17 protein-coding genes and 1 tRNA gene are annotated in these 24,492 nt (G+C 56.7%); 8 read left to right on the top strand and 10 right to left on the bottom strand.

Annotated features, from left to right (window positions below; genetic code table 11):
* Nucleotides 1-164 precede the first annotated feature (164 nt).
* Together porV and ACZ5AL_RS10730 are read left to right on the top strand one after the other, a co-directional pair.
* Nucleotides 165-1,316, top strand: a complete 1,152-nt coding sequence (porV, locus tag ACZ5AL_RS10735; protein ID WP_464510370.1) for a type IX secretion system outer membrane channel protein PorV — start codon at nt 165-167, stop codon at nt 1,314-1,316.
* 225 nt (nt 1,317-1,541) lie between these two features.
* Nucleotides 1,542-1,973 carry a PID-CTERM protein-sorting domain-containing protein gene (locus tag ACZ5AL_RS10730; RefSeq protein WP_464510369.1) on the top strand — a complete coding sequence of 144 codons (432 nt, stop codon included), beginning with the start codon at nt 1,542-1,544 and terminating at the stop codon, nt 1,971-1,973.
* 422 nt (nt 1,974-2,395) lie between these two features.
* Here ACZ5AL_RS10730 and ACZ5AL_RS10725 read toward each other — a convergent pair whose 3' ends face one another.
* Nucleotides 2,396-2,686 carry a GIY-YIG nuclease family protein gene (locus ACZ5AL_RS10725; protein WP_464510368.1) on the bottom strand — a complete coding sequence of 97 codons (291 nt, stop codon included), beginning with the start codon at nt 2,684-2,686 and terminating at the stop codon, nt 2,396-2,398.
* Between the two features lie 1,088 nt (nt 2,687-3,774).
* On the opposite strand from ACZ5AL_RS10725, the gene ACZ5AL_RS10720 reads away from it, so the two are divergent.
* Nucleotides 3,775-7,620: a T9SS type A sorting domain-containing protein gene (locus ACZ5AL_RS10720; RefSeq protein ID WP_464510367.1), complete on the top strand. Its 3,846-nt coding sequence runs from the start codon at nt 3,775-3,777 to the stop codon at nt 7,618-7,620.
* A 1,114-nt stretch (nt 7,621-8,734) separates the two neighbouring features.
* A complete protein-coding gene (locus ACZ5AL_RS10715; protein ID WP_464510366.1) occupies nt 8,735-9,997 on the top strand; it encodes an IS256 family transposase in 1,263 nt (420 codons plus the stop codon).
* Between the two features lie 97 nt (nt 9,998-10,094).
* Here ACZ5AL_RS10715 and ansA read toward each other — a convergent pair whose 3' ends face one another.
* Both ansA and ACZ5AL_RS10705 read right to left on the bottom strand, forming a co-directional pair.
* Nucleotides 10,095-11,183, bottom strand: a complete 1,089-nt coding sequence (gene ansA / locus ACZ5AL_RS10710) for an asparaginase (RefSeq protein WP_464510365.1) — start codon at nt 11,181-11,183, stop codon at nt 10,095-10,097.
* Nucleotides 11,184-11,527: 344 nt separating this feature from the next.
* Nucleotides 11,528-12,133 (bottom strand): diacylglycerol/polyprenol kinase family protein, encoded by a 606-nt coding sequence (locus ACZ5AL_RS10705; protein ID WP_464510364.1) that lies wholly within the window; start codon nt 12,131-12,133, stop codon nt 11,528-11,530.
* A 150-nt stretch (nt 12,134-12,283) separates the two neighbouring features.
* Between ACZ5AL_RS10705 and hemE the strand changes: the two genes are divergently transcribed.
* The 4 genes from hemE (at nt 12,284) to ACZ5AL_RS10685 (ending at nt 17,834) form a co-directional block, all read left to right on the top strand.
* Nucleotides 12,284-13,348 carry a uroporphyrinogen decarboxylase gene (hemE, locus tag ACZ5AL_RS10700; RefSeq protein ID WP_464510363.1) on the top strand — a complete coding sequence of 355 codons (1,065 nt, stop codon included), beginning with the start codon at nt 12,284-12,286 and terminating at the stop codon, nt 13,346-13,348.
* Between the two features lie 36 nt (nt 13,349-13,384).
* Nucleotides 13,385-15,763, top strand: coding sequence for an acyl-CoA dehydrogenase family protein (locus tag ACZ5AL_RS10695; RefSeq protein WP_464510362.1), 2,379 nt, complete (start codon nt 13,385-13,387; stop codon nt 15,761-15,763).
* Nucleotides 15,764-16,550: 787 nt separating this feature from the next.
* Nucleotides 16,551-17,051 (top strand): HNH endonuclease, encoded by a 501-nt coding sequence (locus ACZ5AL_RS10690; protein WP_464510361.1) that lies wholly within the window; start codon nt 16,551-16,553, stop codon nt 17,049-17,051.
* Nucleotides 17,052-17,306: 255 nt separating this feature from the next.
* Nucleotides 17,307-17,834, top strand: a complete 528-nt coding sequence (locus ACZ5AL_RS10685) for a hypothetical protein (RefSeq protein WP_464510360.1) — start codon at nt 17,307-17,309, stop codon at nt 17,832-17,834.
* A gap of 750 nt (nt 17,835-18,584) precedes the next feature.
* On the opposite strand, the gene ACZ5AL_RS10680 is transcribed toward ACZ5AL_RS10685, so the two are convergent.
* The 7 genes from ACZ5AL_RS10680 to ACZ5AL_RS10650 all read right to left on the bottom strand — a co-directional run bounded on the left by ACZ5AL_RS10680 (nt 18,585) and on the right by ACZ5AL_RS10650 (nt 24,471).
* Nucleotides 18,585-18,658 (bottom strand) — tRNA-Arg (locus ACZ5AL_RS10680).
* A gap of 90 nt (nt 18,659-18,748) precedes the next feature.
* Nucleotides 18,749-19,582 carry a bifunctional hydroxymethylpyrimidine kinase/phosphomethylpyrimidine kinase gene (thiD, locus tag ACZ5AL_RS10675; RefSeq protein WP_464510359.1) on the bottom strand — a complete coding sequence of 278 codons (834 nt, stop codon included), beginning with the start codon at nt 19,580-19,582 and terminating at the stop codon, nt 18,749-18,751.
* A 75-nt stretch (nt 19,583-19,657) separates the two neighbouring features.
* Nucleotides 19,658-20,296, bottom strand: a complete 639-nt coding sequence (locus tag ACZ5AL_RS10670) for a thiamine phosphate synthase (protein ID WP_464510358.1) — start codon at nt 20,294-20,296, stop codon at nt 19,658-19,660.
* Between the two features lie 36 nt (nt 20,297-20,332).
* A complete protein-coding gene (locus ACZ5AL_RS10665) occupies nt 20,333-20,800 on the bottom strand; it encodes a hypothetical protein (protein WP_464510357.1) in 468 nt (155 codons plus the stop codon).
* A 151-nt stretch (nt 20,801-20,951) separates the two neighbouring features.
* Complete coding sequence (gene nadA, locus ACZ5AL_RS10660; protein WP_464510356.1) at nt 20,952-21,950, bottom strand: quinolinate synthase NadA; 999 nt, start codon at nt 21,948-21,950, stop codon at nt 20,952-20,954.
* A 56-nt stretch (nt 21,951-22,006) separates the two neighbouring features.
* Nucleotides 22,007-22,714 carry an ABC transporter ATP-binding protein gene (locus ACZ5AL_RS10655; protein WP_464510355.1) on the bottom strand — a complete coding sequence of 236 codons (708 nt, stop codon included), beginning with the start codon at nt 22,712-22,714 and terminating at the stop codon, nt 22,007-22,009.
* Between the two features lie 377 nt (nt 22,715-23,091).
* Complete coding sequence (locus tag ACZ5AL_RS10650; RefSeq protein WP_464510354.1) at nt 23,092-24,471, bottom strand: sigma-54-dependent transcriptional regulator; 1,380 nt, start codon at nt 24,469-24,471, stop codon at nt 23,092-23,094.
* Between the last annotated feature and the right edge of the window lie 21 nt (nt 24,472-24,492).

Below are 24,492 nucleotides of genomic sequence, written 5' to 3'. Positions count from 1 at the left end.
TGCTATTATGCGACTTGCTTTCATAGATGCTTAGCCCTATCGAACAAATTGATACACACCCACACGCGCCCTCCTGTCATACAAGGAAACCGATACGTCCTTACGTGTTGACTCGGTAATAGAATGGGTGACTTTTGTTTGTTCTTGGTAATGCAGTAGGCTTTATGCACATGCTCCCCACCGTCTTCTTCTCGCGCGCTCGCCTCCGATGGATTGGCGTCTTTAGCGCCATCCTTCTTTGCTTTGGGCTCACCACCACCGCTCACGCCCAACTCGGACAGTCGTCTGCACTGTTCTTACGTATTGAACCCGATAGCCGAGGCGCGGGCATGGGGAACACCGGAGTAGCCGTGGCTGATAATGCCAACGCGATGTTTTGGAACCCTGCCGGATTGGGGTTTCAAGGAAGCCCCGAGGTAGGAATTACACATGCGAACTGGCTGCCCGAGTTCGATGCTGGGCTGTTCTATGAGTATCTTGTGGGGACCTACCACGTCGATGACATCGGCACCTTTGGCGCCAACCTGATTTTCCTGAACCTCGGAGAAACCGAAATCATTGATACGGAAGGCCAACTCATTGATGAGTCGAGTGCCTTCGAGATGGCGCTGGGTCTGTCTTATGGACGCCAACTCAACGACAACTTTAGCTTGGGCGGCGGCGTGCGGGCCATCTACTCCCGCCTTTCGCCCGAAACCGCTGATATTGGTAGCGGCACCGCATTCTCGGGCACGTTCGATCTGGCCGCCCTGTATCGGACCAACCCGTTCAATCTTGCTGGAACGCCCACTACGTTCTCACTGGGAGCCAACCTTGCCAACATGGGCACCCACATTCAGTACTTTGAGGACAAGCAGGCCGTACCTACCAACCTGCGGCTCGGATACGCCTTTACGTTCGACTTTGACGAGTATAACAGCCTGACATTGGCCAACGACTTCAACAAAGAGCTCGTCAGCGTGGATGAGGACGGGAGCAATCCGGATCCCTTTTACAAAGCGATCTTTAACTCGTGGGGCCCCGCGCCGGGTGAGCGCCGCCCCGGTGCCGATGGGGAGGATGAACTCACTGAACTGGGCGTCGCCGAACAGTTTACCATGGGAGCCGGCCTGGAATACTGGTACGCCGATCTGTTCGCCCTACGCAGTGGATACTTTTACGAGCACCCCGACAACGGAAACCGCCAGTTCCTAACGTTTGGTGCCGGTGTGCGCTGGAACATCGTGGGTATTGACTTCTCGTACCTCTACACCCTTGAAGAAGAAAACCCGCTCTCCGATACGCTTCGCTTTAGCTTGTTGCTGTCCTTTCAATAACATAGAGCCAGCAGCATGCAGAACGATGCATTAGATCTAAACCGAACGGCCTCCTGGTATGTATTTTGTTGCTATCTGAATGATGTAAGAGCACAGAAGCCTACCAATAGTGTGAATGTGTTGACTGAATACGCGCCCCCTCCATTGTAATTTTGTTTTCTCCTTGACTTTGTCCCCGCGTCTTTAGACGTTACGGTGAGTTCTCGCTAATTCCCCCCTTACGGTATGAATCTCCTCTACAAACATTTAGTCTTCGTCGCACTTGTGCCCTTGCTCATCGCAGGCGGGCTCCTTGTTGCCACGCCAGCAGCCGCCCAGTGGGGCCCCGACGATGATCAGGACGACGTACCCGACTGGGGAGAGCCCAGCTGGGAACAAGAAGCCCCTCCTGTTGAAGATCGCCGCGCCGACGAACCCTCCTCCACCCGCCTCCCCGATTGGGCGGACTCGGGTTCGTTTGACGAAGACGGCGCTGAGCGATATGACTTTGGGGCGGAGACGAACCAAGGGCCAGCTCCGCCTCCACCACCGCCTGAACGAGTTCCTGTGGATGGGGGACTTAGCCTATTGGCGCTTGCCGGAGCTGGGTATGCAGCGCACAAACTGCGGCGACGCGACGATGAAGACGGGGAAGAAGATGACGATCCCATGCCGTAGTGGATCGTGAGACATTCCGAATATGTGCAAGCGCAGTCGTCTACTCTGGCGGCTGCGCTTGTCTTATGGGTAATAGCCGCCTGAGATATCCGCACCCCAGGAGTACTCGGTCGCGGTGCTCCCAGCGCTTCGCTTCTGATTTCGGGCCAAGGGAAAGCGCACTGCCAGTCAAACCCATAGCCGGGCAGCCCCGTCCAATCGGGCGGCATGAGATCGCACCCCAGGAGTACTCGTTCGCTAGCGCTCACAGCGCCGCGTCAGTCGCAGGGCTCCTTCCTCGCGATGACAGAGGTGGGAAGATCTCCATTCTTGTCATTGCGAGGAGCGCTAGCGACGTGGCAATCTTGTGCCGTCAAACCGGGCGGCACTGCCCAGGTCGGGGAGTATGAAGTCGTCACGTCAGTCGAAAGAAGTTTTCTCCTCTACCACTCCACAGCCCAGTCCTTCCAAGCCGGATTGTCGGCATGGATCAAGTCAAGTTTCTTCTGGCGCGACCCTGCTTTAATCTGCTTCTCGCGTGCAAGAGCGTCATTCACGTCTTGATATTGCTCGGCATACACAAGCTTCTTGACATTGTACCGCCGCGTGAAGGTGCTCCCTTGACCCGATCGATGCTCCTGAACACGACGACGAAGATTATTCGTTACACCGGTGTAGAGCACCGTATGTGCAGCGTTAGTCATGATGTATACGTAGTATGTTCGTGCCCCCATAAGTTTTTTTGGAAATGGAAGAAGGTAGGTATTCCTAACGTACAGCATGCTAATGAGTGCTGCAAGCGAATGGAAAAGGTTATCCAGCTTATGCCGCCAACCCGATCAGCACCGCCCAGTTCGAGGGCATGAGATCGCCGCGTCAGTCGTAGGATTCCTTCCTCGCGATGACAACAAATGGAAGGCTTTACTCTATTGTCATTGCGAGTGTGGCGATGCAATCTTGTGCCGCCAACCCGATCAGCACCGCCCAGTTCGAGGGCATGAGATCGCCGCGTCAGTCGTAGGACTCCCTCCTCGCGATGACAAAAATGGAAGGCTTTACTCTATTGTCATTGCGAGCGCAGCGAAGCAATCTTGTGCGGTCAAGTCGGGCAGCACGCCCAGGTTGGCGGCATGAGATCGCCGCGTTAGTCGCAGGGCTCCTTCCTCGCGATGACAAAGGTAGGGTCTGTTCTCGTGTCATTATGAATGGGGTGTGGGTAGAAACCACGACTTCGTGAATAGAATCCCCCCGTTAGGTCGCAGCAGAGGTGGAAGGATTCTGCTGTCTTGTCATTGCGAGCGCAGCGACGCAATCTTGTGCCATCAAACCGGGCGGCATCGTTCATGCGGTACTGCCCAATCGGCGGCATGAGATCGCCACGTCAGTCGCAGGGCTCCCTCCTCGCGATGACAAAGGTGGGAGGGGTGGCGCTATTGTCATTGCGAGGAGCGCTAGCGACGTGGCGCTGTGAGCGTAGCGAACGAGTGCTCCTGGGGTGCAATCTCCTGCTATCAAGTCGGGCGGCCCTGCCCAATCGGTGGCATGAGACCGCCACGTCAGTCGCATCCAAAAACGCATACGGCATAACATTTGCGCAAACTGAAACACAACGCCCGTGTGAATTGGTGCCATACCCCCTTGCACCTTTCCGCCGGGTGCCCTACATTCCAACCATGTGAGTCCTTCTGTGCCGGAACAGTACGATAGAGGACTCGCTAAATGGCCTATAGTAGTACATGGAACAAAAGGCCAATACGTAAAACGGCCTCGTACCTCAATACATACCCTCTGCGTTTCTCACTCCCAACGCGCCCCGATGCCCATGACTGATACCGATACACGCTCCGCATCGCCGCTGCCTACCGTATCCGCGTCCTCGTTCACCGCTGGCCTCCGTGCGCTCGTGCTGCTTGTTGCTGTGGGACTGTTTGGGTTTGCTATGGCACCGCAGTCTGTAGTAGGACAATGCACAAGTGATCTTGGAGGAGGGGCAAATACTGGTGATTGGGGAGATAGTAACACATGGGCCAATTGCGGAGGCGACGTTCCAGATAGTGGTAATGATGTAGTTATATCTGCGGGGGATCGCGTTACACTGAATAACGATAGGACGATAAACTCTCTTACCTTGGAGGGAGAAGATGTAGCAGAGTTTACGCAATTGACCTTTGAGACAGCTAACTTGACTGTTTCTGGAGATGTAGAAATAGCAACAGGGCCAGATGATGCGCGAATTAACCTGGAGAACGATGGCAATGGAGGTATTCTCTTTGTTTCAGGAAATCTGACTTACGATTCGCCGAGTCTGGTAGCCCTTAGCACAAGCACCAATGAGTTAACGGGAACTGTTGTATTAACAGGAGCCTCACAACAAGTCAGTGACCCGGGGAATGATGGAATTGCGCGTCTTGAAACCGCCGCTGACCTCACCTTGGAATTGGGGTCAAACCTAAGCATTGTAGACTTGGTTGCTGATGGTAATTTAACCTTAAACGATGGAGGAAGTGAGGCAGTTCTAACAGTGGGAGGTACTAATAGCACTTTCCCCGGTACACTATCTGTTGGTGCCGGACTTACACTCTCGGTGGATGCAAGCTTTACAGTAGCGGGTACGTTTGGAATTCAGGGGACAGTAGTAGTAGATGAAAATGCTGTCTTAACGATGGATTTTCCTGTCGAGATAAGTAGTACTGGACGTGTAGAGTATGAAGGGGGAATTGAGTTGGGAAGTAACTTTGTTAATAATGGTGAGTTGCGTTCAGGTGAAAGTGCTACGGCATTTTTTACGGGAGCAGGTCCTCTTGATGATCAAAGTTTAGAGGGGAGTTTTTCTGGAGCGAATGCATTTTTGAATGTTGTGATTGCTTCAGGTGCCGAAGTGCGTCCAGATCCTGATCTTCAATTGGGAAGCCAACCTGGCGAGCCTGGAAACGCTGTAACAATTACAGGTACCTTCGAAATTCAAGACGGAGGGCAGTATGGCCGTGATGAGAATGGCACCTCAAATGAAGATTCGGATGTCTCTTTTCAAGGTGAAACATTTAGCATAGAGGGCGATGAGGCCTTCTTTGCACGCGAAGTAGAGTTTGATGGCGGAGAAACCACTCGAGTTGATGGAGTTATTTTTACAAATGTGTCGATTAATTCCCCCACGTTGGTCAAGCTAGATGGGCGGTTTGAGATCAACGGAGACCTTAACATCCGTGAGGGATCGGGAGCAGAGCTTGATCAAGAGATTCTAACCTTGAATGGTCAGTCTATAAGAATCGCTGGGAATCTGGATCCAGGTGATGGGGGAGGAATTACTTTCAGTGGCGAGCAAAATCAAGAAGTGACAGGTGATCAACTCTTACTTGAGTTTGGAACGACAACTTTCTCAGGAAATGGGACAGATGTCCGGATTACTTCTTTAGAAGACGCGGTGCTACAAACAAGAAGCTTAACCATCGAAGATCAGGCTATTCTTGACTTGGGCCGCCCACTGGACATACGTGGTAATTGGACAGTTGAGGGAGGAGGAACAGTTCGGCTCGATGATGATGCTCAAATTATTTTTGCGGGGGCCGAAAATCAAGCAATCAACTCTGATCAGCCATTTGAGTTTGAGAACTTAACACTCAATAAGTCAGCTGGTACTGTTGATGTTCAGTCAGGACCCATCAGTATTACAGGGAGCCTCGTGCTGGGAAGCGGTGGAGATTTATCAACTGGTGGCATTCTAACAATGGCTCCAGGTTCGCAACTTCTATATGGAAACGATGCAGCAGGTATAAGCTACGGTGATCCAGAGATAACAGATCAACTCATTGCAGATCGACAACTTCCTGGTCGTCCTAGTCAGTGGTTTATGCTTGCCAACCCATTCGTAGATCGAAATGATACATCGGAAGACTACTCCTACAATGATTGGCTCCGACAGACGACCGATGATGGAGCAGTAAAGTCACGTCTGTGGATTCAAGGCCCGGACAATTCCGAAGACGAGCGCCGCGAGTTTAGCAATCTCCTTCTTTTTGATGAAGGAGAACGGGCAAACGAAGGAAATGAACAGGAGGATGGAGAGACAGTCTCCGACGAATGGGTCTCAGTCGAGGATGTGACCAATCCGGCTTCACGAGGGACGGGTTTCATTGTCTGGGTGTATGAGCAAGATCGTGATGACACCAGCAGTGCCAAGCGTATAGAATCCAATGCGTTGCCTACCTACGGTACAAATTTCGACTTCAGTCCACTTATCAGCTTCACCGATGACGGTGGTGACGGGTCGGAAAGTGGATGGAATCTGCTTGGCAATCCGTACTTCACGGAAACTAATTGGGACGAAATGAGGAGAGAAAATCTGAGTGACGTTGTGTATGTTTGGAATCCTGAAGAAGAGCAATTTGATGACTGGAACGGTACTGAAGGAGATCTTGAAGACGGCGTTATCGGTCCCTTCCAGGGATTCAAAGTTCAAGCAACGGACAGTAACCCTGAACTCGAAATAGAAGATATTCGCGATGTCCAAGTTGTTGATGGTGCGGAGGATGACCCCTTTAAGGGGAGCCAGATGTTGGCTACTCATCGGAGTGCGGTTCTGAGTGTAGAGATGGGAGAAGCTAAGACAAACACTTATACGACGTTTACTAGCGATGGCGAGAAGGGGATTGATCAAGCAGACGCCTACTACCTTACTCCGCTGAGTACGTCCAACACGCCTCGGGTGCGTGCTCACACAGTGCTCGAAGACGGCACGGCACTCAATATCAATAACCTTCCATATGATTTGGAAGAGAAGGTCGAGTTTGGACTCAGCGTAGAAGCAACCGGATGCGAAAGTGGCAGTCCGTTTGGCGGTGATGCTGAACTGGCATTGAGTGAAACGGAAAACATGCCCGCCACATGGGGCCTTTTCGTTGAGGATCATCAAACAGACGAAGTTCACGACCTTCGTGCCGAAGATCCGTATGCATTTAGCCTCAGCGCTGAAACAGATTGCAGTGAAAATCTGACCGTAGAAGGAGGATCTCAGCCTGCTAATGCAGGCGGAGTCGTCCAACACTCCACTGAAAACGGCACCCCCGACACCCGCTTCACCCTCACCATCGATCCCGATGCTGGGCCGCTGCCCGTTGAGCTGAACAGCTTTCTCGGTCAGGTAGACGGGCAAGCCGCTGTTCTTGAGTGGGAAACCACCAGTGAAGAAGACAACGCCGGATTCTACGTCCAGCAGCAAGACTTGGAGAGCGAGTCGTTCAGCGATCTGGAGTTCGTGGAAGGCGCTGGTACCACCGACGAGCCACAGAGTTACAGCTTCCGCGTCGAAGACCTAACGGCCGGTACGCACACGTTCCGCCTCCGCCAGGTTGACCTGGACGGCACGGAAACGCTGCACGAGCCCATTGAAGTCGAAGTGGGGCTATCCGGCGAGTACGAACTGCTCACCTTCCCCAACCCGGTCCGCGACCAGGCCACGGTGCAGTTTGCCGTGCAAGAGGCCCAGCCTGTTGTGATCGAAGTCTACAACACCCTCGGACAGCGCGTCCGCACGGTGCTCGATGAGCAGGTCGAAGCCGAAACGACCCGCGAGATCAGCCTCAACGTGGACGATCTGGCCAGCGGCATGTACATGGTACGCATGCGCGGCGAGACCTTCAGCACCACGCAGAAGGTCACGGTCGTACGCTAACCGCGGGGCCTCACAACCAGACCACCACCAACCCGCCGGTGGGGCTCACGCCTCATCGGCGGGTTTTTGCGTTAGGGGTGGACGTGTGGAAGGATGGAAAGTTTAAGGGTGGATGTATGGACGGGTGGATGTGGGGAGGAGGGGTAGGGGAGTGCTGTGTTGCCCCTGAATCATGGAGGCAAACTATGAACTGCCAACACGCATCGTCATCCCGGCCAAGGCGTCCAGCCCCGCAGAGCCGGGATCTCCCCCGAAATGAGGGTAGCGTAAGGTATTAAGTGATTGACATGTGGTTTGCATCATCGCAACCGGCTCAACCCCCCTCTGTCTTCGAGCTTCGCCGCAGGTGTGATCCTGTGGACATCTCCCCCTTTGGCTCTAGTCCTTGCACATAACTTTGTCTCTGGTATTTCGTTGATGGTAAATTTGACTTCTCCACCGTCTGTTCAATGAGAGACTGTTGGACCCCACAAAAAGAACCCATCTGGGCGTCTGCTCGGGCGAGTGGATCCTGAATCAAGTTCAGGATGACGTGTCGGGGGGACGGTGCTGGGAGACGAAAGCTCCCTTTCAACCCAAATGCCTCCCTCCCGAACGTCATCCAGATCCTGAATCGAGTTCAGGACAGGCAAGCGATCATCAACGATTATCGCCATCTCAGGTTGTGTGCATACACTAGCCTTTGGCTAAGGGGGAGAAACCCGACACGAGCCCGCAGGGTGACTGATGGAGCGAAGCGGAATAAGGGAGAGAGGGTTCGAACAAGACAAAACTGCGGTCTCCAATCACCTTATCACTTAGCGTCTATCCACTACCGAAATGAACAGGGCCGCTCGATCGCCCAGCGTCTGCTGAGCCTCGGGGAGATGGTTCTACCGAATGCCATTCGGCGGCTACATGGGCCTCCTCCGTCGGCCTTCGCTCACTATGACAGGTTTTTTGGAAGGGGTGGTACACAGAGTTTCGCACGGTCCCCGGCTATGGGTTTGACTCGCATTGGGCCATTCCAGGTTGAGTCCGTAATCTTGTGTAATTGAGGCGAGCAAGTAGAAAAAGCCATCGCGTTTTGCCAGGTTGGAAGCGAGACTAACCAAAACCAACCGACATACTAACGATGGCCACTTTTGAAATTACAATCGACGACGAAAAGATCCAACACCTGCTCCAGAGCGACCGGGGAATGGCGGTCCTGCTGGAGCCGATCCTGAACCAGATGCTGCAAGCGGAGATGACTGAACACCTGGGCGCGGAATCGGACCAGCGGACTGACACGCGACAGGGCTACCGCAACGGGTCGTACAAGCGGCAGCTCACCACGCGGGTCGGAACGATCAAGCTGGAGGTCCCCCGGGATCGGGACGGGACGTTTCAAACCCAGCTCTTCCAGCGGTATCAACGATCGGAGAAGGCCTTGGTGCTGGCGCTCATGCAGATGGTCGTGCAGGGCGTGAGCACGCGTCGCGTGAAGAAGATCACGACCAAGCTGTGCGGACGCAAGTTTAGCAAGTCCACGGTCTCCCGGCTCACCACCGAGCTTGACGAACAGGTCGCGGCATGGGCTAAGCGGCCGTTGAGCGGAAGCTACCCCTTTCTCCTCCTCGACGCGATGCAAGTGAAGGTTCGCCGTCAAGGGGCGGTCCGATCGACGACGGTGATGCTGGCGGTGGGCATCAATGCGGCCGGTCATCGTGAGATCTTGGGGCTTGAGACGGCGTTTGGAGAGACAAAGGAAGGCTGGCGCCGATTTATCGAGGGCCTGAAGCGCCGCGGCCTTTCTGGCGTTGAAGTGGCCACCAGTGATGGTCACGAAGGATTACGAAGCGCTCTGGCATCGGCCTTTCCCGGATTGATCTGGCAACGCTGTCATACCGAGGAATTCCTCGGTGTACATTTTCGGCGCAATGTGATCGACCAGACGCCCGCGACGCTGCGTGATCGGATGCACGAGATGCTTGATCAGGTGCTTGGGGCGTGCTCCCCAGAACGGGCCCGAGAAGCCGTTGGAGCCGCCTGTGACGAACTGGAAGGCGAGGCCGACCAGGCCCTGAAGATCTTAGAGAACGGCTTCGAGGACGCGACTGCGGTCTTGAGGCTTCCCGCGAAGTACCGCCGTCGCCTCCGGACAACAAACATGGTCGAGCGGTTTATCGAAGAGATCAGGCGGCGAGAAACCGTCATTCGCATCTTCCCGAACCTCACGTCGGCCCAGCGTCTGATCGGCGCTCTGTGTGCGGAACAGCATGAGGAGTGGTCCACCGGCCGCCGCTACCTCATCATGGACGAGTTCTTCCAGTGGAAGCGTCGGCTGGACAGGGAGCCGGTCTCTCCGGATGCCTCGACGACTTCGAAGCAACAACCAGCGGCTGTTGCCGCCTAATATGAAGATCTGGCAGAACGCCAATTACACAACAATCGGGACTTGATCCCATTCCATAGCCCGGGATCAGGAGCGGAGCGGATATCCCGGGCGGCAACTACCGATACCCCGCAAGGCGACGCCGCGACCGTCCGAGACGGGGGGGCACCTCGTCGGGCGGCGTCAACTCGCCACGCAAGTTCTTCTGCATGAGACGGCGCACCTCAGCGGGCGAATGCCCCTGCTCAAACAAGTAATACAACTTCGCCAGCGCCGCCTCGGTCGTCATGTCGTATCCGCTTACCACACCCGCATCCGCCAGGGCATGGCCGGTGGCGTACAGGCTAAGATCCGCCGTACCATGCAGCGGCTGGGTCACATCCACAATCACAACCCCCCGATCAGTAGCCGTGCGAAGCGCTTCCATAAAGGCCTCATTCTCGTTGGGGGCATTGCCCGAGCCGTAGCACTCCAGCACAACGCCCTGCACCGGCGGAGCCAGCACATGCGTGAGATACGACGCCTCCAATCCGGGAAACACCCGAAACGCAGCCACGGTGGCACTCCCCAGCGCCACCACATCGGGCGTGCGGTCGTGCTCGGGCGCCTCCGGCACCAGCGACCAGTCAATGTCCACGTTGATGCCCACCGTACCCACCGGCGGAAAGTTAGGCGATGCAAACGCTCCAAATGTGTCCGCATTGACCTTCGTGGCGCGCGTGCCGCGAAGCAAGCGGTCGTTGAAGTACACAAACACGCCGTTGAGGCGCTGGTGATGAGCACCCAGAATCAGGAGCGAGGTGAGGAGGTTGCTCTGGGCATCAGTGCGGGTTTCAACGAGGGGAATCTGCGACCCTGTAAGCAGGACCGGCTTGCCCAGCGGACTCAGCATAAACGAAAGGGCGGCGGCGGAAAACGCCATGGTGTCGGTGCCATGCACAATCAGGAATCCATCGTAGTCCGCGTAGTGATCACGAATCACAGTGGCGATGTTGAGCCAGTGCTCGGGTGTCATGTTCGCACTATCGAGCAGCGGATCGAACTCGTAGATGTCGTAAGTGGGCACATCGTCGGATTGAAACGTACCGCGGGCATTGATTTGGGCTTCGAGATGGCCGCGCTGGGTGTCGTATCCACCGCTTTCGGTGGGGGCCATGCCAATGGTGCCGCCGGTGTGGGCAATGAAGATGCGAGGGGATGAGGTCATAAAGAAGGGGAAACCTGTAGGGAAGGACTCCGAAAGGAAGCATCCAACGAGTCCGAGTGCGACGCGGTTCAACGAGAAAATAGCCTCAACACGATCACCTGCCGTGCTCAATCGCCCAGCCCTGCCCACCTCGTGCAGGCAACATCGGGGAGCTCGTCGGTAGGTCGAGAATGTTCGTTTTCACTCCCGGCCTTTGGCTACGGGCGTTCGATTCGGGCGTAGGGACACGGCGCGCCGTGTCCCTACCGAATGGTGACGTGGTGAACCGTGCGAACAGGCGAGCGAAAAATCGTCCATCTTCCATCCACCATCTTCCATCCTCGCCCTCTCCATCCCTGAAAAGACTACACCATCACAACGAGCACCAGCGCCATTCCGAGCGGAACCACGATGTTATCGTTGACCGGCAGGGGTAACGCCTCCAGCACTGCTCCGGCCCCGGCAGCGATAAGCAGCGCCATCCACGGAAGACCAAACACGCCAAACACCGCAACGGCCACCACAACAAACGCCAGCGACCCTTCTACGGTACGCCCATGAGCCCCCCAGGCATGACGACCCACGCGACGTCCGACCAAGGCCGCGGCGGCATCGGCCACAAGCGCGGCACAGAGGACAGGGACGGCCACATCCAGCGGAAACAGCCAGGCGGCACCCGCACACGCAATGAGTACCGAGGTCGCGCCGTTCAGTACGACCGATCCCCCCAGTGGGGGCCACTCCGACGGACGCATGAGTGGCCCAAACCAGCGGGTGATGAAGGCACGAAATGGGGCCCAGCGAACCCGAAGCACATCCCCCAATATGCCCAGCAGCGCCCCGCTCGTCACGATCCACCCCGCCACAGGCATGCCCAACCAGTCCATCCCCAGCGGAATGGATAGTGCCAGCAGGTGAAGCGCCTTGCGCGCCTCTTCAGCCCGCATCGAGAACGAAGCAGTCGTAGACATCAACACAGGAATCGGTCGGAAGAACAACACGCCCCGATATCTCCCAAACGACGTAACGGTTCCGTGCTCCACGTGCGCTGCAGGAACGCGATTCTGCCTGCGCCTTTCCATGTACATCCGATCTCTTCATCTATCGATTTGTGTAGTTGCATGGCCGACTTCCCTCCTCTGCATCATGATCTTTTTCTACGCGCTGCTCGAGGCGAATCCACCGAGCGCGCTCCGGTGTGGATGATGCGCCAGGCAGGTCGCTATCTGCCGGAATATCAAGCCGTTCGGGCCGACCATCCGTTCTTTGAGGTGGTCAATACCCCCGAGTTGGCTGCGGAAGTCACGATTCAGCCCATCGACCGGTTTGATTTGGATGCAGCCATCATTTTCTCCGACATTCTTGTGATCCCGCAGGCGCTAGATCTGGAGGTGCAGATGGTGTCGGGCAAGGGGCCGCACTTTCCGGATCCCATTGAAACACCGAGCGATATGACGCGGCTCGATCCCTCGGTGGCCGACGATATATTGCAGCCTGTGTACGACGCCGTCACGCATACGCGCCACGAGCTCAACGGTCGCGTGCCGCTCATCGGGTTTGCCGGGGCACCGTGGACGCTCATGGCGTACATGATTGAGGGCGGCGGCAGCAAGTCGTATCGCAACGCCCGCCGCTGGTTGTATGCGCATCCGGAGGCGGCCCATGAAATGCTCGATACGCTGGCTACACTCATTGGTACGTACCTGATCAAGAAGGTAGACGCCGGCGCGCAAGCCTTGCAGATTTTTGACTCGTGGGCTGGACTGCTGGGGCCAGAAATATATCGCACGTTTGGGATTCCGTACCTGCAAGAGATCGTGGAAACGGTGAAAGCGGCTCATCCCGATGTGCCGTTTATTGCGTTTGCGAAGGGCGCTCCGTATGCGCTTCCCGCACTGGCCGAGGCGGGCTACGACGCGCTGAGTCTCGACTGGACCATGGATCCGCAAACGGTTCGCGATGCCGTAGGTCCCGACGTGGTGTTGCAGGGAAACCTGGATCCGTGTGCGCTATACGCCGAGCCCGACGCCATCCGGCGCCACGTGCAGCAGATGCTGGCCGCGTTTGGTTCGCACCGCCACATTGCCAACCTCGGCCACGGCATGCACCCCGACCATGATCCAGCCCACGCCAAGGTGTTCATTGATGCCGTGCACGAATACTCCGAATCGATGCGTGTAGCCTAACCGCATTACGAGCTTTTCCTTACCGCCCAACATGCCATGAATACGCCTACTTCGCCGCATCCCAACGCGTCTACCGAACCGCTAAGCGACCTGTCGTTCGATGTGCTGGCCGTGTTGCCTCTGCTCTACGTGGCCTGGGCCGATGGCATGATCACGCCGAGCGAGCAGGCCGAACTGCGGGAGCGCTTGAACGACCTCGACTGGATTGATCCCGAGCATCATGCCACGATCATGTCTTGGCTGGATCCGGATAATCCCCCCTCGGCCACCGAATACCGCCGCTGGGAACGGGCCTTGCGCCGTGCGGCTGCAGAGGTCCCGCAATCAGGACGGGCATCGCTGGCTGCCCTAGGCGCCCAAATGGCTCGCGTAGGGGGCGATGGCGCGCCCGGTTTGCCGCGCAACGCTGAAGATGCCCTGCGTGACATCGAAGCCGCACTGGGCGTGGCCGGACACGAAGTCGTCGATGAACTCCGCCGCTCTGGACGTCCCGATCCCGACGATGCGCCTACGGATGCATCGGGGGTGCCACGCAAGGCACTTCAAGCCTATCTCGACGGTCCGCATGCCGACCTGCGCAACCAGATCCGCACGTTGTTGACCGACCCGGTGTTTGCGTACGACTCCTCGCTGGGCACGCATGCCCATCGAGAGCGGGTGCGCTATTGGTGTACGCTGCTGGCCAACCAAGGGCTTGGGTCGTTGGCTTTTCCGGAGCAATACGGTGGGTCGGGTGACATCGCCAAGTTCATCGCTGCCTTTGAGACACTTTCCTATCACGATCTGAGTCTGGTCATCAAGTTTGGGGTACAGTTTGGGCTCTTCGGCGGAAGCATCCACCACTTGGGGAGCCGCCGTCACCACGAGGAATATCTCGAAGACATCGGTACGATGGATCTTCCCGGCTGCTTTGCCATGAGCGAGTTGGGGCACGGCTCCAACGTGCGCGATCTGGAAACGACGGCCACCTACGATGCCGACACCGAGGAGTTTGTCATCGATACGCCCCACGATGGCGCGCGCAAAGAGTGGATCGGAAATGCAGCGGCTCACGGACGCAAAGCCACGGTGTTTGCCCAACTTCACACGCAGGGGGAGGACTACGGCGTGCATGCGTTTGTTGTGCCTATTCGCCGTTCGAATGGAACGCCGCAGCCGCGTGTCCGGATTGAGGATTGTGGCGAAAAGATGGGGCTGAACGGCGTAGACAATGGCCGGATCTGGTTCGATGCCGTGCGCATCCCCCGCGAAAATATGTTGGATCGGCATGCTACCGTGAATCCCGATGGGACGTATGAAAGCGAGATTCCGAGTGCGGGTCGGCGCTTCTTTACGATGCTTAGCACGCTTGTAGGCGGACGCATTAGCGTGGCGCGGTCGGCCTGCAGTGCGGCGAAATCGGGACTCACCATTGCCGTGCGTTACGGCAACCGGCGTCGCCAATTTGGTCCGCAAGATGAGCCGGAGGTGCCCATTCTCGACTACCGTACGCATCAGCGGCGGCTGTTGCCTCGGCTGGCCAAGACCTACGCCATCCACGCCGCCCTGGCGGATCTGACGCAGACCTTCGCGGCGCGCAGCTCTGGCGAATCGCTTGAAGACATTGAGGCCACGGCCAACGCGCTGAAAGCATACAGCACGTGGCATACCACCGATGTGTTGCAAACGGTACGCGAGGCGTGTGGCGGACAGGGCTACCTGGCAGAAAATCGGATTGCTGCGCTTAAAGCTGATACCGATGTGTACACCACTTTCGAGGGCGATAACACCGTGCTTTTGCTACAAGTAGCAAAGGGGTTGTTGTCTGACTTTCAGCGGGAGTTTCGGGATATGAATGTGTTCAACATGGTGCGTTTTGTGGCATCGGATGTGGGCACGCGCCTGACGGAGAAAAACCCGATTGTACGGCGCAACACCGACCGGTCTCATCTGCGGGATCCCGAGTTTCACGCCAAAGCGTTTACCTACCGCACGGATGCGCTGTTGCAGTCGGCGGCCCGTCGCCTTAAGCACCGCATTGATGAGGGCATGGATACGTACGATGCATTTATTGAAGTGCAAGATCATCTGGTTACGCTGGCCAAGGCCGAGGCCGAGCGCGCCGTGTTTGAACGCTTCGATGCCTCGATCAAGAACGTTGCGGATGCGGAAGTGCAGGATACGTTGCGTACGCTCTGTACGCTCTTTGCACTGGAGGCGATTGAGTCGGATCGTGGCTGGTTTTTGGAGCAAGGCTATATCGAGAGCGGCAAGGCGAAGGCCATCCGGGCTGAGGTGAACGCCCTGTGCGCCGAGGTGCGCCCGATGGCGGAGGGGCTTGTGGATGCGTTTGCCATTCCCAATGCATGCCTGGGTGCGTCCATTGCACAAAAGCAGAACGATGTTTCATTTGACGCTGCAGTAGAGGTGCAGTAGGAACCCGGGCCTAATTCGCGCTGCAGAGCGGCTCTGGTGTTGCGTTACAGCTGGATGGTAGGGTGGGAGGCGTGGCAAGCTTTACGTCCTACCTCCCTTAAAAACCTGTCATAGTACCTCTCCTGACCAGCGAGGAAGGCATACGTTCAGTGTGGACAGTCTCGTACCGTCACAGCGTGCTGTGGTACCTGTTTAGTGTGGTACAATGACCGCCCGGGATATCCGCACCCCAGGAGTACTCGGTCGCGGTGCTCCCAGCGCTTCGCTCCTGATCCCGGGCTACGGAATAGCGCAATGTGAATACAATCCATAGCTGAGGACCGCTTGCGTCCCCGGCGATCTGTGTCACGCCGCTAAACGTGTGTATGCTCGGCATCACCACGAGAGACGGAATCATATCGCGATGCAAGTCATCCTGACGCCGCTAGGCGGAAGGATCTCAACGCCCTGCCTACGGGATCGCCACGAGAGGGCGCGTCCGATGGTCATCTTGAGGCCTACGGCAGATCAATTGCAACGCCATTCGTTTATGCGTGCCCACGACCAACTTCTTGTTTAATCATTTGTTTGTCGGTGCCAGTCGTCTCTAAACGGCGATTTGGGAAACAAACCGTGAATGGCACGATATGTGTTCGTGTGTATTTATACACGGTACGTTTCGTATGCTTTCCCCAATAGCCGGTGTATCCGGCGGAGGACCTACCTTCAGTACATATTTTGTGTGTGTGCAGCCCTCAATAAACGTGTGCACAGTGCTTTGCTCTGGCGAAGTGGAGGGGGTGCAACAATGAACGGTCACGTGCTTGTACTCAATCAAGACTATAGCGCGCTCACCGTGTGTAGTGTGCAGCGTGCGGTTATCCTATTGCACTTGCAAAAGGTGCATCTGGTCGAAGCCGTCGATGGAGAGGTCGTTCGGTCGCCCAGTACACGAATGCCATATCCGAGCATTATTCGGCTGAAGGCGTACGCGAAGGTCCCATACAAGCAGGTGATGCTCTCGCGCAAAAACGTACTCAAGCGCGATCATCATACCTGTCAGTACTGCGGGGCTCGCAATCGGCTTACGATTGATCACATCCTCCCGAAATCTCGGGGCGGACGCGACACGTGGGAGAATTTGGTGGCAGCGTGTGTGTCGTGCAATAACCGTAAGGGCGATCGTACACCCGAGGAAGCAGGCATGACGCTCGCCCGAGAGCCGTTTCGTCCCAGTTACGTCATGTTCATCCGCGATTTCGTGGGCACGCTCGACGATACCTGGCGCCCCTATCTGTTCTTGTCATAGGTAGGTTAGAGGACCCTGAACATGCACGGCCTGACGGCACAAGATTGCGCCCCAGGAGCACTTCCTCCCTACGGTCGGGGCGCTTTGCTGCGCTCGCAATGACATGCTCAAAGATTCTTTTGTGGACCCACTTGAAGCTCTCATTTTCCAACAAAGCGCACGCAGAGGGCCCAACCCTTTCAGGAGCTGGGCGTCCATACATTGCACAAGCAGCCGCCTTTTGCTCGCTTTCCCAGGTTGACTCATCTGCCGCCTATGTCTGGTTCGACGTCCTCTGTATCCGTTTGGGTGTTCCGTATCGTGTGGATCATCCCCCTCTTTCTGATAGGCCTGTCAGTGCATCAGGTGTGGTCCGGTATGGAGTTGCGTACTACATTGGAGCAAGGAGAGGATGCGGAGGCTGAGGTGATAGACGTCTTCACCACCGATCGCGTAGATGTAACCTACGACTACGTTAGCTTACGCGTGACACTCGACGACGGTACGGAGATTGTCCGCGAGCAGTTATCGCTCCCCCATTCGCTCATTGATATCGTTGCAGATCGCGAGACGTTGGATGTGCGCGTGTTGCCGGGGGCCTCGCAAGAGATTGTGATTACCGAGTTGGCCAGTACGCAGTGGCGCATTGCTATCGTCAACGCTGCAATGAGCTTTGTCCTTGCGCTCTTGGCAATGGGGGGCCTGTGGTGGTGGCGGCACACGTTGCGTACCGAGGGCGACCCTGCTGAGCGCGGCGTGGATGCCCCCGACCCCGACCACCCGGCCCGTCAGGTGGCGCGGTAACAGCATCCGCCGCAGTGCTCTGTCACAGTTGATTGTTATAGGGTACGGAGACCGTGCCAAACTCTGTGTCCCACTCCTCCAAAAACCTGTCATGGTGAGTGCAGCCGAACCATCTCCGCGAGGTTCAGCGGCTGCTGGTGATTCAACGGCCCTGCCCAGTTCGTGGGAGATCTTTCGACTCTGCGTCTCCTAGGCGGAGCGAAGCAATCTCATTGCTGCCAGACCGGATGTAGCTGCCCAATCAACGGCATGAGATCGCACCCCAGGAGTACTCGTTCGCTAGCGCTCACAGCGCCGCGTCAGTCGCAGGGCTCCCTCCTCGCGATGACAAGTTTGGACCCTAACATTCACGTGTGACAAAGCACTATTGCTCTGTCTCGCCTGAATGTTAGGGTATGGAGTGGACTCGCGCTGAAGCACCTCAAACCAAATGTTTTGTCATGTTGAGCAAGCGAAGGGCCCCCAGGGCCCGAAGCGCGTCGAAACATCTCCTCGGCGCTCAGCAGCTACTGGCAAACGAACGGCCCTGCCCAGTTCGTGGGAGTTCGTTACCCACCACGCTCACCGGTCCCAGACCTGGTCCGGGATTCCACTTCGCTCGTGTCAGACTCCGCGCCTTCTAGACGGAGCTGCTATGCTCAAGATGACACCATGTAAACGGGAGAGTAGAAGGAAGCAAACAACAGAAAACCCTCAGACAGGCCGTGAGTGCCTGCTGAGGGTTGTTAAGGTGCAGCGTTTTGAGCGTAGCCTGCCCGGGAGGATTCGAACCCCCGACCTGCGCATCCGTAGTGCGCCGCTCTGTCCAGCTGAGCTACGGGCAGAATATGTGCGGGGCCGTTTTCGGCCCGTTGCGCACCCATACACGCAGCCGAAAATGGAATGATCCGGGTTTCTCCGTTCTCACAGACTGTTCAAGCAGTTTCGGTCTCTTGCGCCTGGAACGGGGTTGCGTGGAAGAAGTGATTGGTGGGCCCATGTCCGTTTCCTAACGGAAGCGCGTGCTTAATCGCTCCGGTCACGTATGCCTTTGCGCTACGCACCGCATCGCGCAAGGAGCGCCCCCGAGCCAACTGCGCGGCAATTGCCGATGCATAGGTGCACCCCGTTCCATGAGTATGAGGCGTGTTGATACGGGGCGCACGAACCGTATACGTTTCACTACCATCGTACAGAACGTCCAAGGCAGCATCGGTATCAGAAAGGTGGCCGCCTTTCACCAAGACCGCCTCCGGACCCATATCATATAGTGCACGGGCGGCCTCACGCATTTCAGGCTCGGTGCGCACGGTCGTATCCAACAAATGCCCTGCTTCGTGTAGGTTGGGCGTGATCAGCGTTGCTTTGGGCAGTAGCACTTCACGAAGCGTGGCTACAGCATCGGAAGCGAGCAATTCATATCCGCTCTTGGAAATCATGACAGGATCTACAACCAAAGGGCCAAGATTCCACCACGACAAATCGTTGGCCACACGCTCAATAATATCGGAGGTGGCAAGCATACCTGTTTTCAGCGCAGCCACGTCGAAGTCGCTGAGCACGGCATCGATCTGTGCCGAAATCAAGTCAAGTGAAACGGGCTCCGCTTGCGTTACCGCCTCAGTATTCTGTGCGGTAACAGCAGTGACCACACTCGTACCAAAGACCCCATTGGCTTCCATCGACTTAAGATCGGCCTGAATGCCGGCGCCCCCGCCCGAGTCGCTCCCAGCAATGGTACAGGCTACAGGTTTCGTGGCGTTGGGCATGACAAAAACACATTTGGAAAAGACAGGTGTACCTTCGACTGCCGTACGCAAATCTGTTGGCCTTGGGTTCCGACGTTAGCTTTCGTCAGCATCGGCCCAAGCGTGCTGATACGCCTGCGCCGCCTCAGCGGGGTCAACAGCCTGCAAGATGCCAGAGGCCACTGCGACGCCAGCTGCTCCTGCTGCGCGGCATGCCGCCACACGCTCGGGCGTAATGCCGCCTAAGGCGTACACGGGCATACCGGACTGATGCACAAAGCGGCGCAATGCTGTGCATCCCACTCCCGGATGTCCGGGTTTGCTTTGCGTCGGAAAAATGGGGCTATAGGTGAGGTACTGCGCTGCCGATCGACGGGCAGCCGGCACCTCCATGATGTGATGAGCTGAGTAGCCAAGCGGACGTGGCGGACTGGAGAGCGCTTCGGGCGGGGGGCTTCGCCATCCCACATGCAACCCGGCTCCGAGTGCATCAGCAATATCTCGGCGCGTGTTTACCGTGAGTTGAACCGAGGGAGCAATCGTGCGAAGCTGTTGCGCCAATGCATGCGCCGCCTCGTTGAACTCTGCAGCATACGCCTCGTGGTCGCGCAGGTGCACCCAGCGCACCCCGGCCTCAACAGCTACACACACCGTTGATTGAATAGGACGCGTGGCAAATCCGTTTGCAATGAGGGCAACAGGAGGGAGCGCGCACGGCGAAAGGCGAATGCTCATTGCGCTACTCGTTGTGAGAATGCACGCATGCGGTCATTATACCGTAGCCATAACAGCCTGTGCACGCGCCGATGCTTCGCCTTCACGAGAACGACGACGAGACGGATCGGCATGTTTGGTGATGTAGTGATCTAAATAGGCGGCCGCGACCTCGGCTTCCTTGGCGGTGCTGCACAGATAGTATTCCTGCTTGTAAGGCTTCTCCCATTGACTCGGAAAGAACAGCGTGCGGTACTGTGATTCGCTCAAGCCCAATACCGCTCCGGCCTCGTGCCACAACTCGCCTCCAGTATGAAACCCGCCGTGCAGCAGCAACTCGCGTTCGGTATACGTTTCAGCAGCCAGCAACACGTGTCCAGCCAGGCAGCATTTAAATCCGACAGGAGTGGCTCCGTTGTCAAGCACGGCCCGCTCGTTGCGTGCGAACGCCCACTGCGCCAGGCAACAACGCTCGGGACGATAGACAATAGTGCGCCGAACGGTCTCCAACAGATCAACATTCATAGAATCGGGATAGCCAAATGAACAGCAGGAACGACCAGGCACGGAAGGCGCCTGGGATGCGTGAAAAGGTACACAACGCTCTAACGCCTATGGAGCGCGGTCGTTGCGCCGCAATGTGCTTCTGTTGGCAAACATGGATGTGGAACCCCGGTCATCCAATCGAAGCACTCATGGTCATCATGCGCTCAATGGGTTTAAGAGCTGCTTGTCGCAAATCCTCTTCCATCGTAATCTCGGGCGCTTCGTGTTCTAAGCACAGATACAACTTCTCAATCGTGTTGAGCCGCATGTGAGGGCACTGACTGCAGTTGCATCCACTTTCGGGTGGAGCTGGAATCAACCGGTTCTCGGGGTTGTCTTTCTTCATCTGGTGCAGAATACCCTCTTCGGTCGCCACGATAAACGATGCCGGACCGTTTTCACGGGCATAGCCGCGAATCTGACTGGTAGAGCCCACAAAGTCAGCGTGTCGTAACACCGCATCGCGGCATTCGGGGTGAGCCAGGATTTCAGCCTCTGGATGCTGAGCAGCCAACTGCAGCAGCTTGCGCTCGCTAAACGTTTCGTGTACGATGCATACGCCATCCCACAACACCATGTCGCGCCCGGTCTCGCGGATGAGGTACTCGCCGAGGTTGCGGTCGGGCGCAAACAGAATGGGCTCATCCTCCGGCAACTGATTGATGATGTGAGCTGCACTGGAGGAGGTGCAGATGATGTCGCTGAGCGCCTTCACGGCAGCCGAGCTGTTCACATAGGTGATGACCGTGTGGTCAGGATACTGATTGCAGAACGCCTCGAACGCATCGGGCGGACACGTGTCGGCGAGGGAGCAGCCCGCGTTTAGATCGGGCAGCAGCACTGTTTTCTCGGGATTCAGAATCTTGGCTGTTTCCGCCATGAAGTGAACACCGGCAAACACGATGATATCGGCCTCGGTGGCCGCTGCCTCGCGAGCCAGGCCCAACGAGTCGCCCACAAAGTCGGCTAAGTCTTGAATGGCCGCCTCCTGGTAGTAGTGTGCTAACAGGATCGCATTTTTTTCGGTCTTGAGGCGCTCAATTTCATCGTACAGGTTCAGGCGTGCATCTACGGGCGCATCCACAAAGCCACCAGTGGCATCGAGCGGCGGATCAGCAAGAGCAGGCATCGGAATTAGAGGGATTGGTAAACAGGGTAAGAGGGCGGGTCTGCTTCGTGCCGGCGCTAATTGCTGGCAGGAGCCGCCGGAGTGGCGTGCAATTGCCCATGGTGCAAGTGCAGCACACGGTCTGCAATATCAGCCAGCGCAGGGGTATGTGTTGCAATCACAAAGGTTTGCCCGATTTCTTCGCGCAACGTTTTGATTTCGCGATGGAGGGGCTCGGCCGTTTTTGCATCGAGGTTGCCGGTGGGTTCATCAAGAAGCGCCAGCGCGGGTTCGTTCATGAGCGCCCGAGCCACAGCCACTCGTTGCTTTTCGCCTCCCGAAAGCGTTGCCGGACGCTGGTCGGCTCGGTTGGCCAGTCCCAGAATATCGAGGAGCGAATGGGCACGGGTTTCGGCTTCGGCTACGGCGGTGCCTCGTATGCGTGCCGGCATAGCTACATTTTCCACCGCCGAGAACTCGGGCAACAAGTGGTGAAACTGAAAAACGAATCCGATAGCGGTGTTTCGGAATGACGAAAGCGCTTCGTCATCCATCGCAAATACGTTGCGTCCGTCGATGTGAACCGTCCCACTCGTAGGGCGATCGAGCCCTCCCAAGATATGAAGTAGTGTGCTTTTCCCCGACCCGCTGGCCCCCATGATGGCGACAATTTCGCCGGGCGCCACACGAAGGTCTACGCCATCAAGTACCGTAAGCGCTTGATCGGTGCCTTCATCGTAGATTTTGGTGAGACCGGTCACATCGACCAGCGGCGCATCAGCCATAGACCCAGGCAATCATCTGAGTAGACATAAAAGAGGGTGTTCTGTCACAGGTTCTCCTTTGGAGGCAGGGGCGCAATAGTGCTGTGTCACACCTGAATGTTATGATCCAACATTGTCATTGCGAGGAGGGAGCCCTGCGACTGACGCGGCGCTGGGCGCAGCCCGAGTACTCTTGGGGTGCGATATCATGCCGTTGATTGGGCGGCTACATCCGGTCTGACAGCATGAGATTGCGTCGCTGCGCTCGCAATGATAAGATGGTGAGTTATTCTCGGTACGTTAGGTGGCCATGCGTTACCCGAAGATTGACCTGTGACAGAGTAATAGGATCTAAAAGAAGTCCTGCGAATGTGTTACTGCGAGCGCAGGCGCAAAAGCTACTCCTCGCGCTCGATGCCATACTTGTTGAGTTTGTTGTAGAGGTGCGACCGCTGAATGCCAATCGTTTCAGCCGTCTGGCTTACGTTCCAGTCGTGCGCATCAAGCTTGTGCTCAATGAACAGCTTTTCGAACTGATCACGCGCATCGCTGAAGTCGTCAAACCGATGTATGAGATCATAAGCGGGTCCGCTGTTGGAGGTATGCGGGGCCATGCATCGATCTACATCGGCAGCATCAACGGTGTCGCCATCGGTGAGAATGAGGATGCGTTCGATCACGTTGTTAAGCTCGCGCACGTTGCCGCGCCATTCGTAGCGCTGCAATGCACTGAGGGCGCTGTCGGAGAACGTTTTCGGGGGGATGCCGTTGCGGCGTGCCAGGTCGTCGGCAATGTGTTCAGTGATGAGTGGGATGTCGCTGCGTCGTTCGCGCAGAGGGGGCACATCAATCAAAATAACCCCGATGCGGTGGTAGAGATCTTCGCGAAACTCGCCCGCTTCGATTTCATCTTGCAGGGTTTTGTTTGTGGCTGCAATGACACGCACATCCACATCCACCATATGCTCGCCGCCGACCCGCATGATTTTATCCTCTTGAAGCACGCGCAGCACTTTGGCTTGCGCAGAGAGGCTCATGTCGCCAATCTCATCAAGGAACAGCGTGCCGCCGTCGGCTTGCTCGAACTTGCCGATGCGTTGCTGCGTGGCGCCGGTGAACGAGCCCTTTTCGTGTCCAAACAGTTCGCTTTCGATAAGCTCGCTGGGAATGGCCGCGCAGTTGACCTCCACCATCGGGGCTTCGTGGCGGTTGGACTTGCGGTGCAGCCAGCGGGCCACGAGTTCTTTCCCGGTTCCATTTTCGCCGGTGATAAGGACCCTTGCTTCAGTGGGGGCCACGCGGTCGATCGTGTGTTTGATCTGCGCAATGGCCTCGCTGTCTCCAATGATGGGCGTTAGGTCATCCGACTGCCGTTCGGTGAGGGTTTGGCGCATCCGCCGGTTTTCGGTTTCGAGCGTGCTGCGGTCCAGTGCATTGCGCACCGTAAGCAGCAACCGGTTCAAATCTGGCGGCTTTTCGATGAAGTCATACGCGCCCAGTTTGGTAGACTCCACCGCGGTTTCAACTGTGCCATGCCCACTGATCATGACAACGGGTAGTTCGGGGCGCTCCTCGGCAACGGTCTTCAGCACCTCCATGCCATCGCGCTTGGGCATTTTAACATCAAGGAGAACCAGGTCATAGCTCTCTTCTCGAATGTGCTCAAGCGCCTCTTCGCCGTCTACCGCGGTTTCTACTGTATAATCTTCGTATTCCAGAATTTCGCGCAGGGTGCGGCGAATGCTGGCCTCGTCGTCAACAACAAGAATCGTGGCCATAGAACAACACGCAGGTAACGA

Source organism: Natronotalea proteinilytica (genome assembly GCF_055379935.1).
Note: the sequence above shows the minus strand (reverse complement) of the source record. Positions and strands in the feature narration are given on the sequence as shown.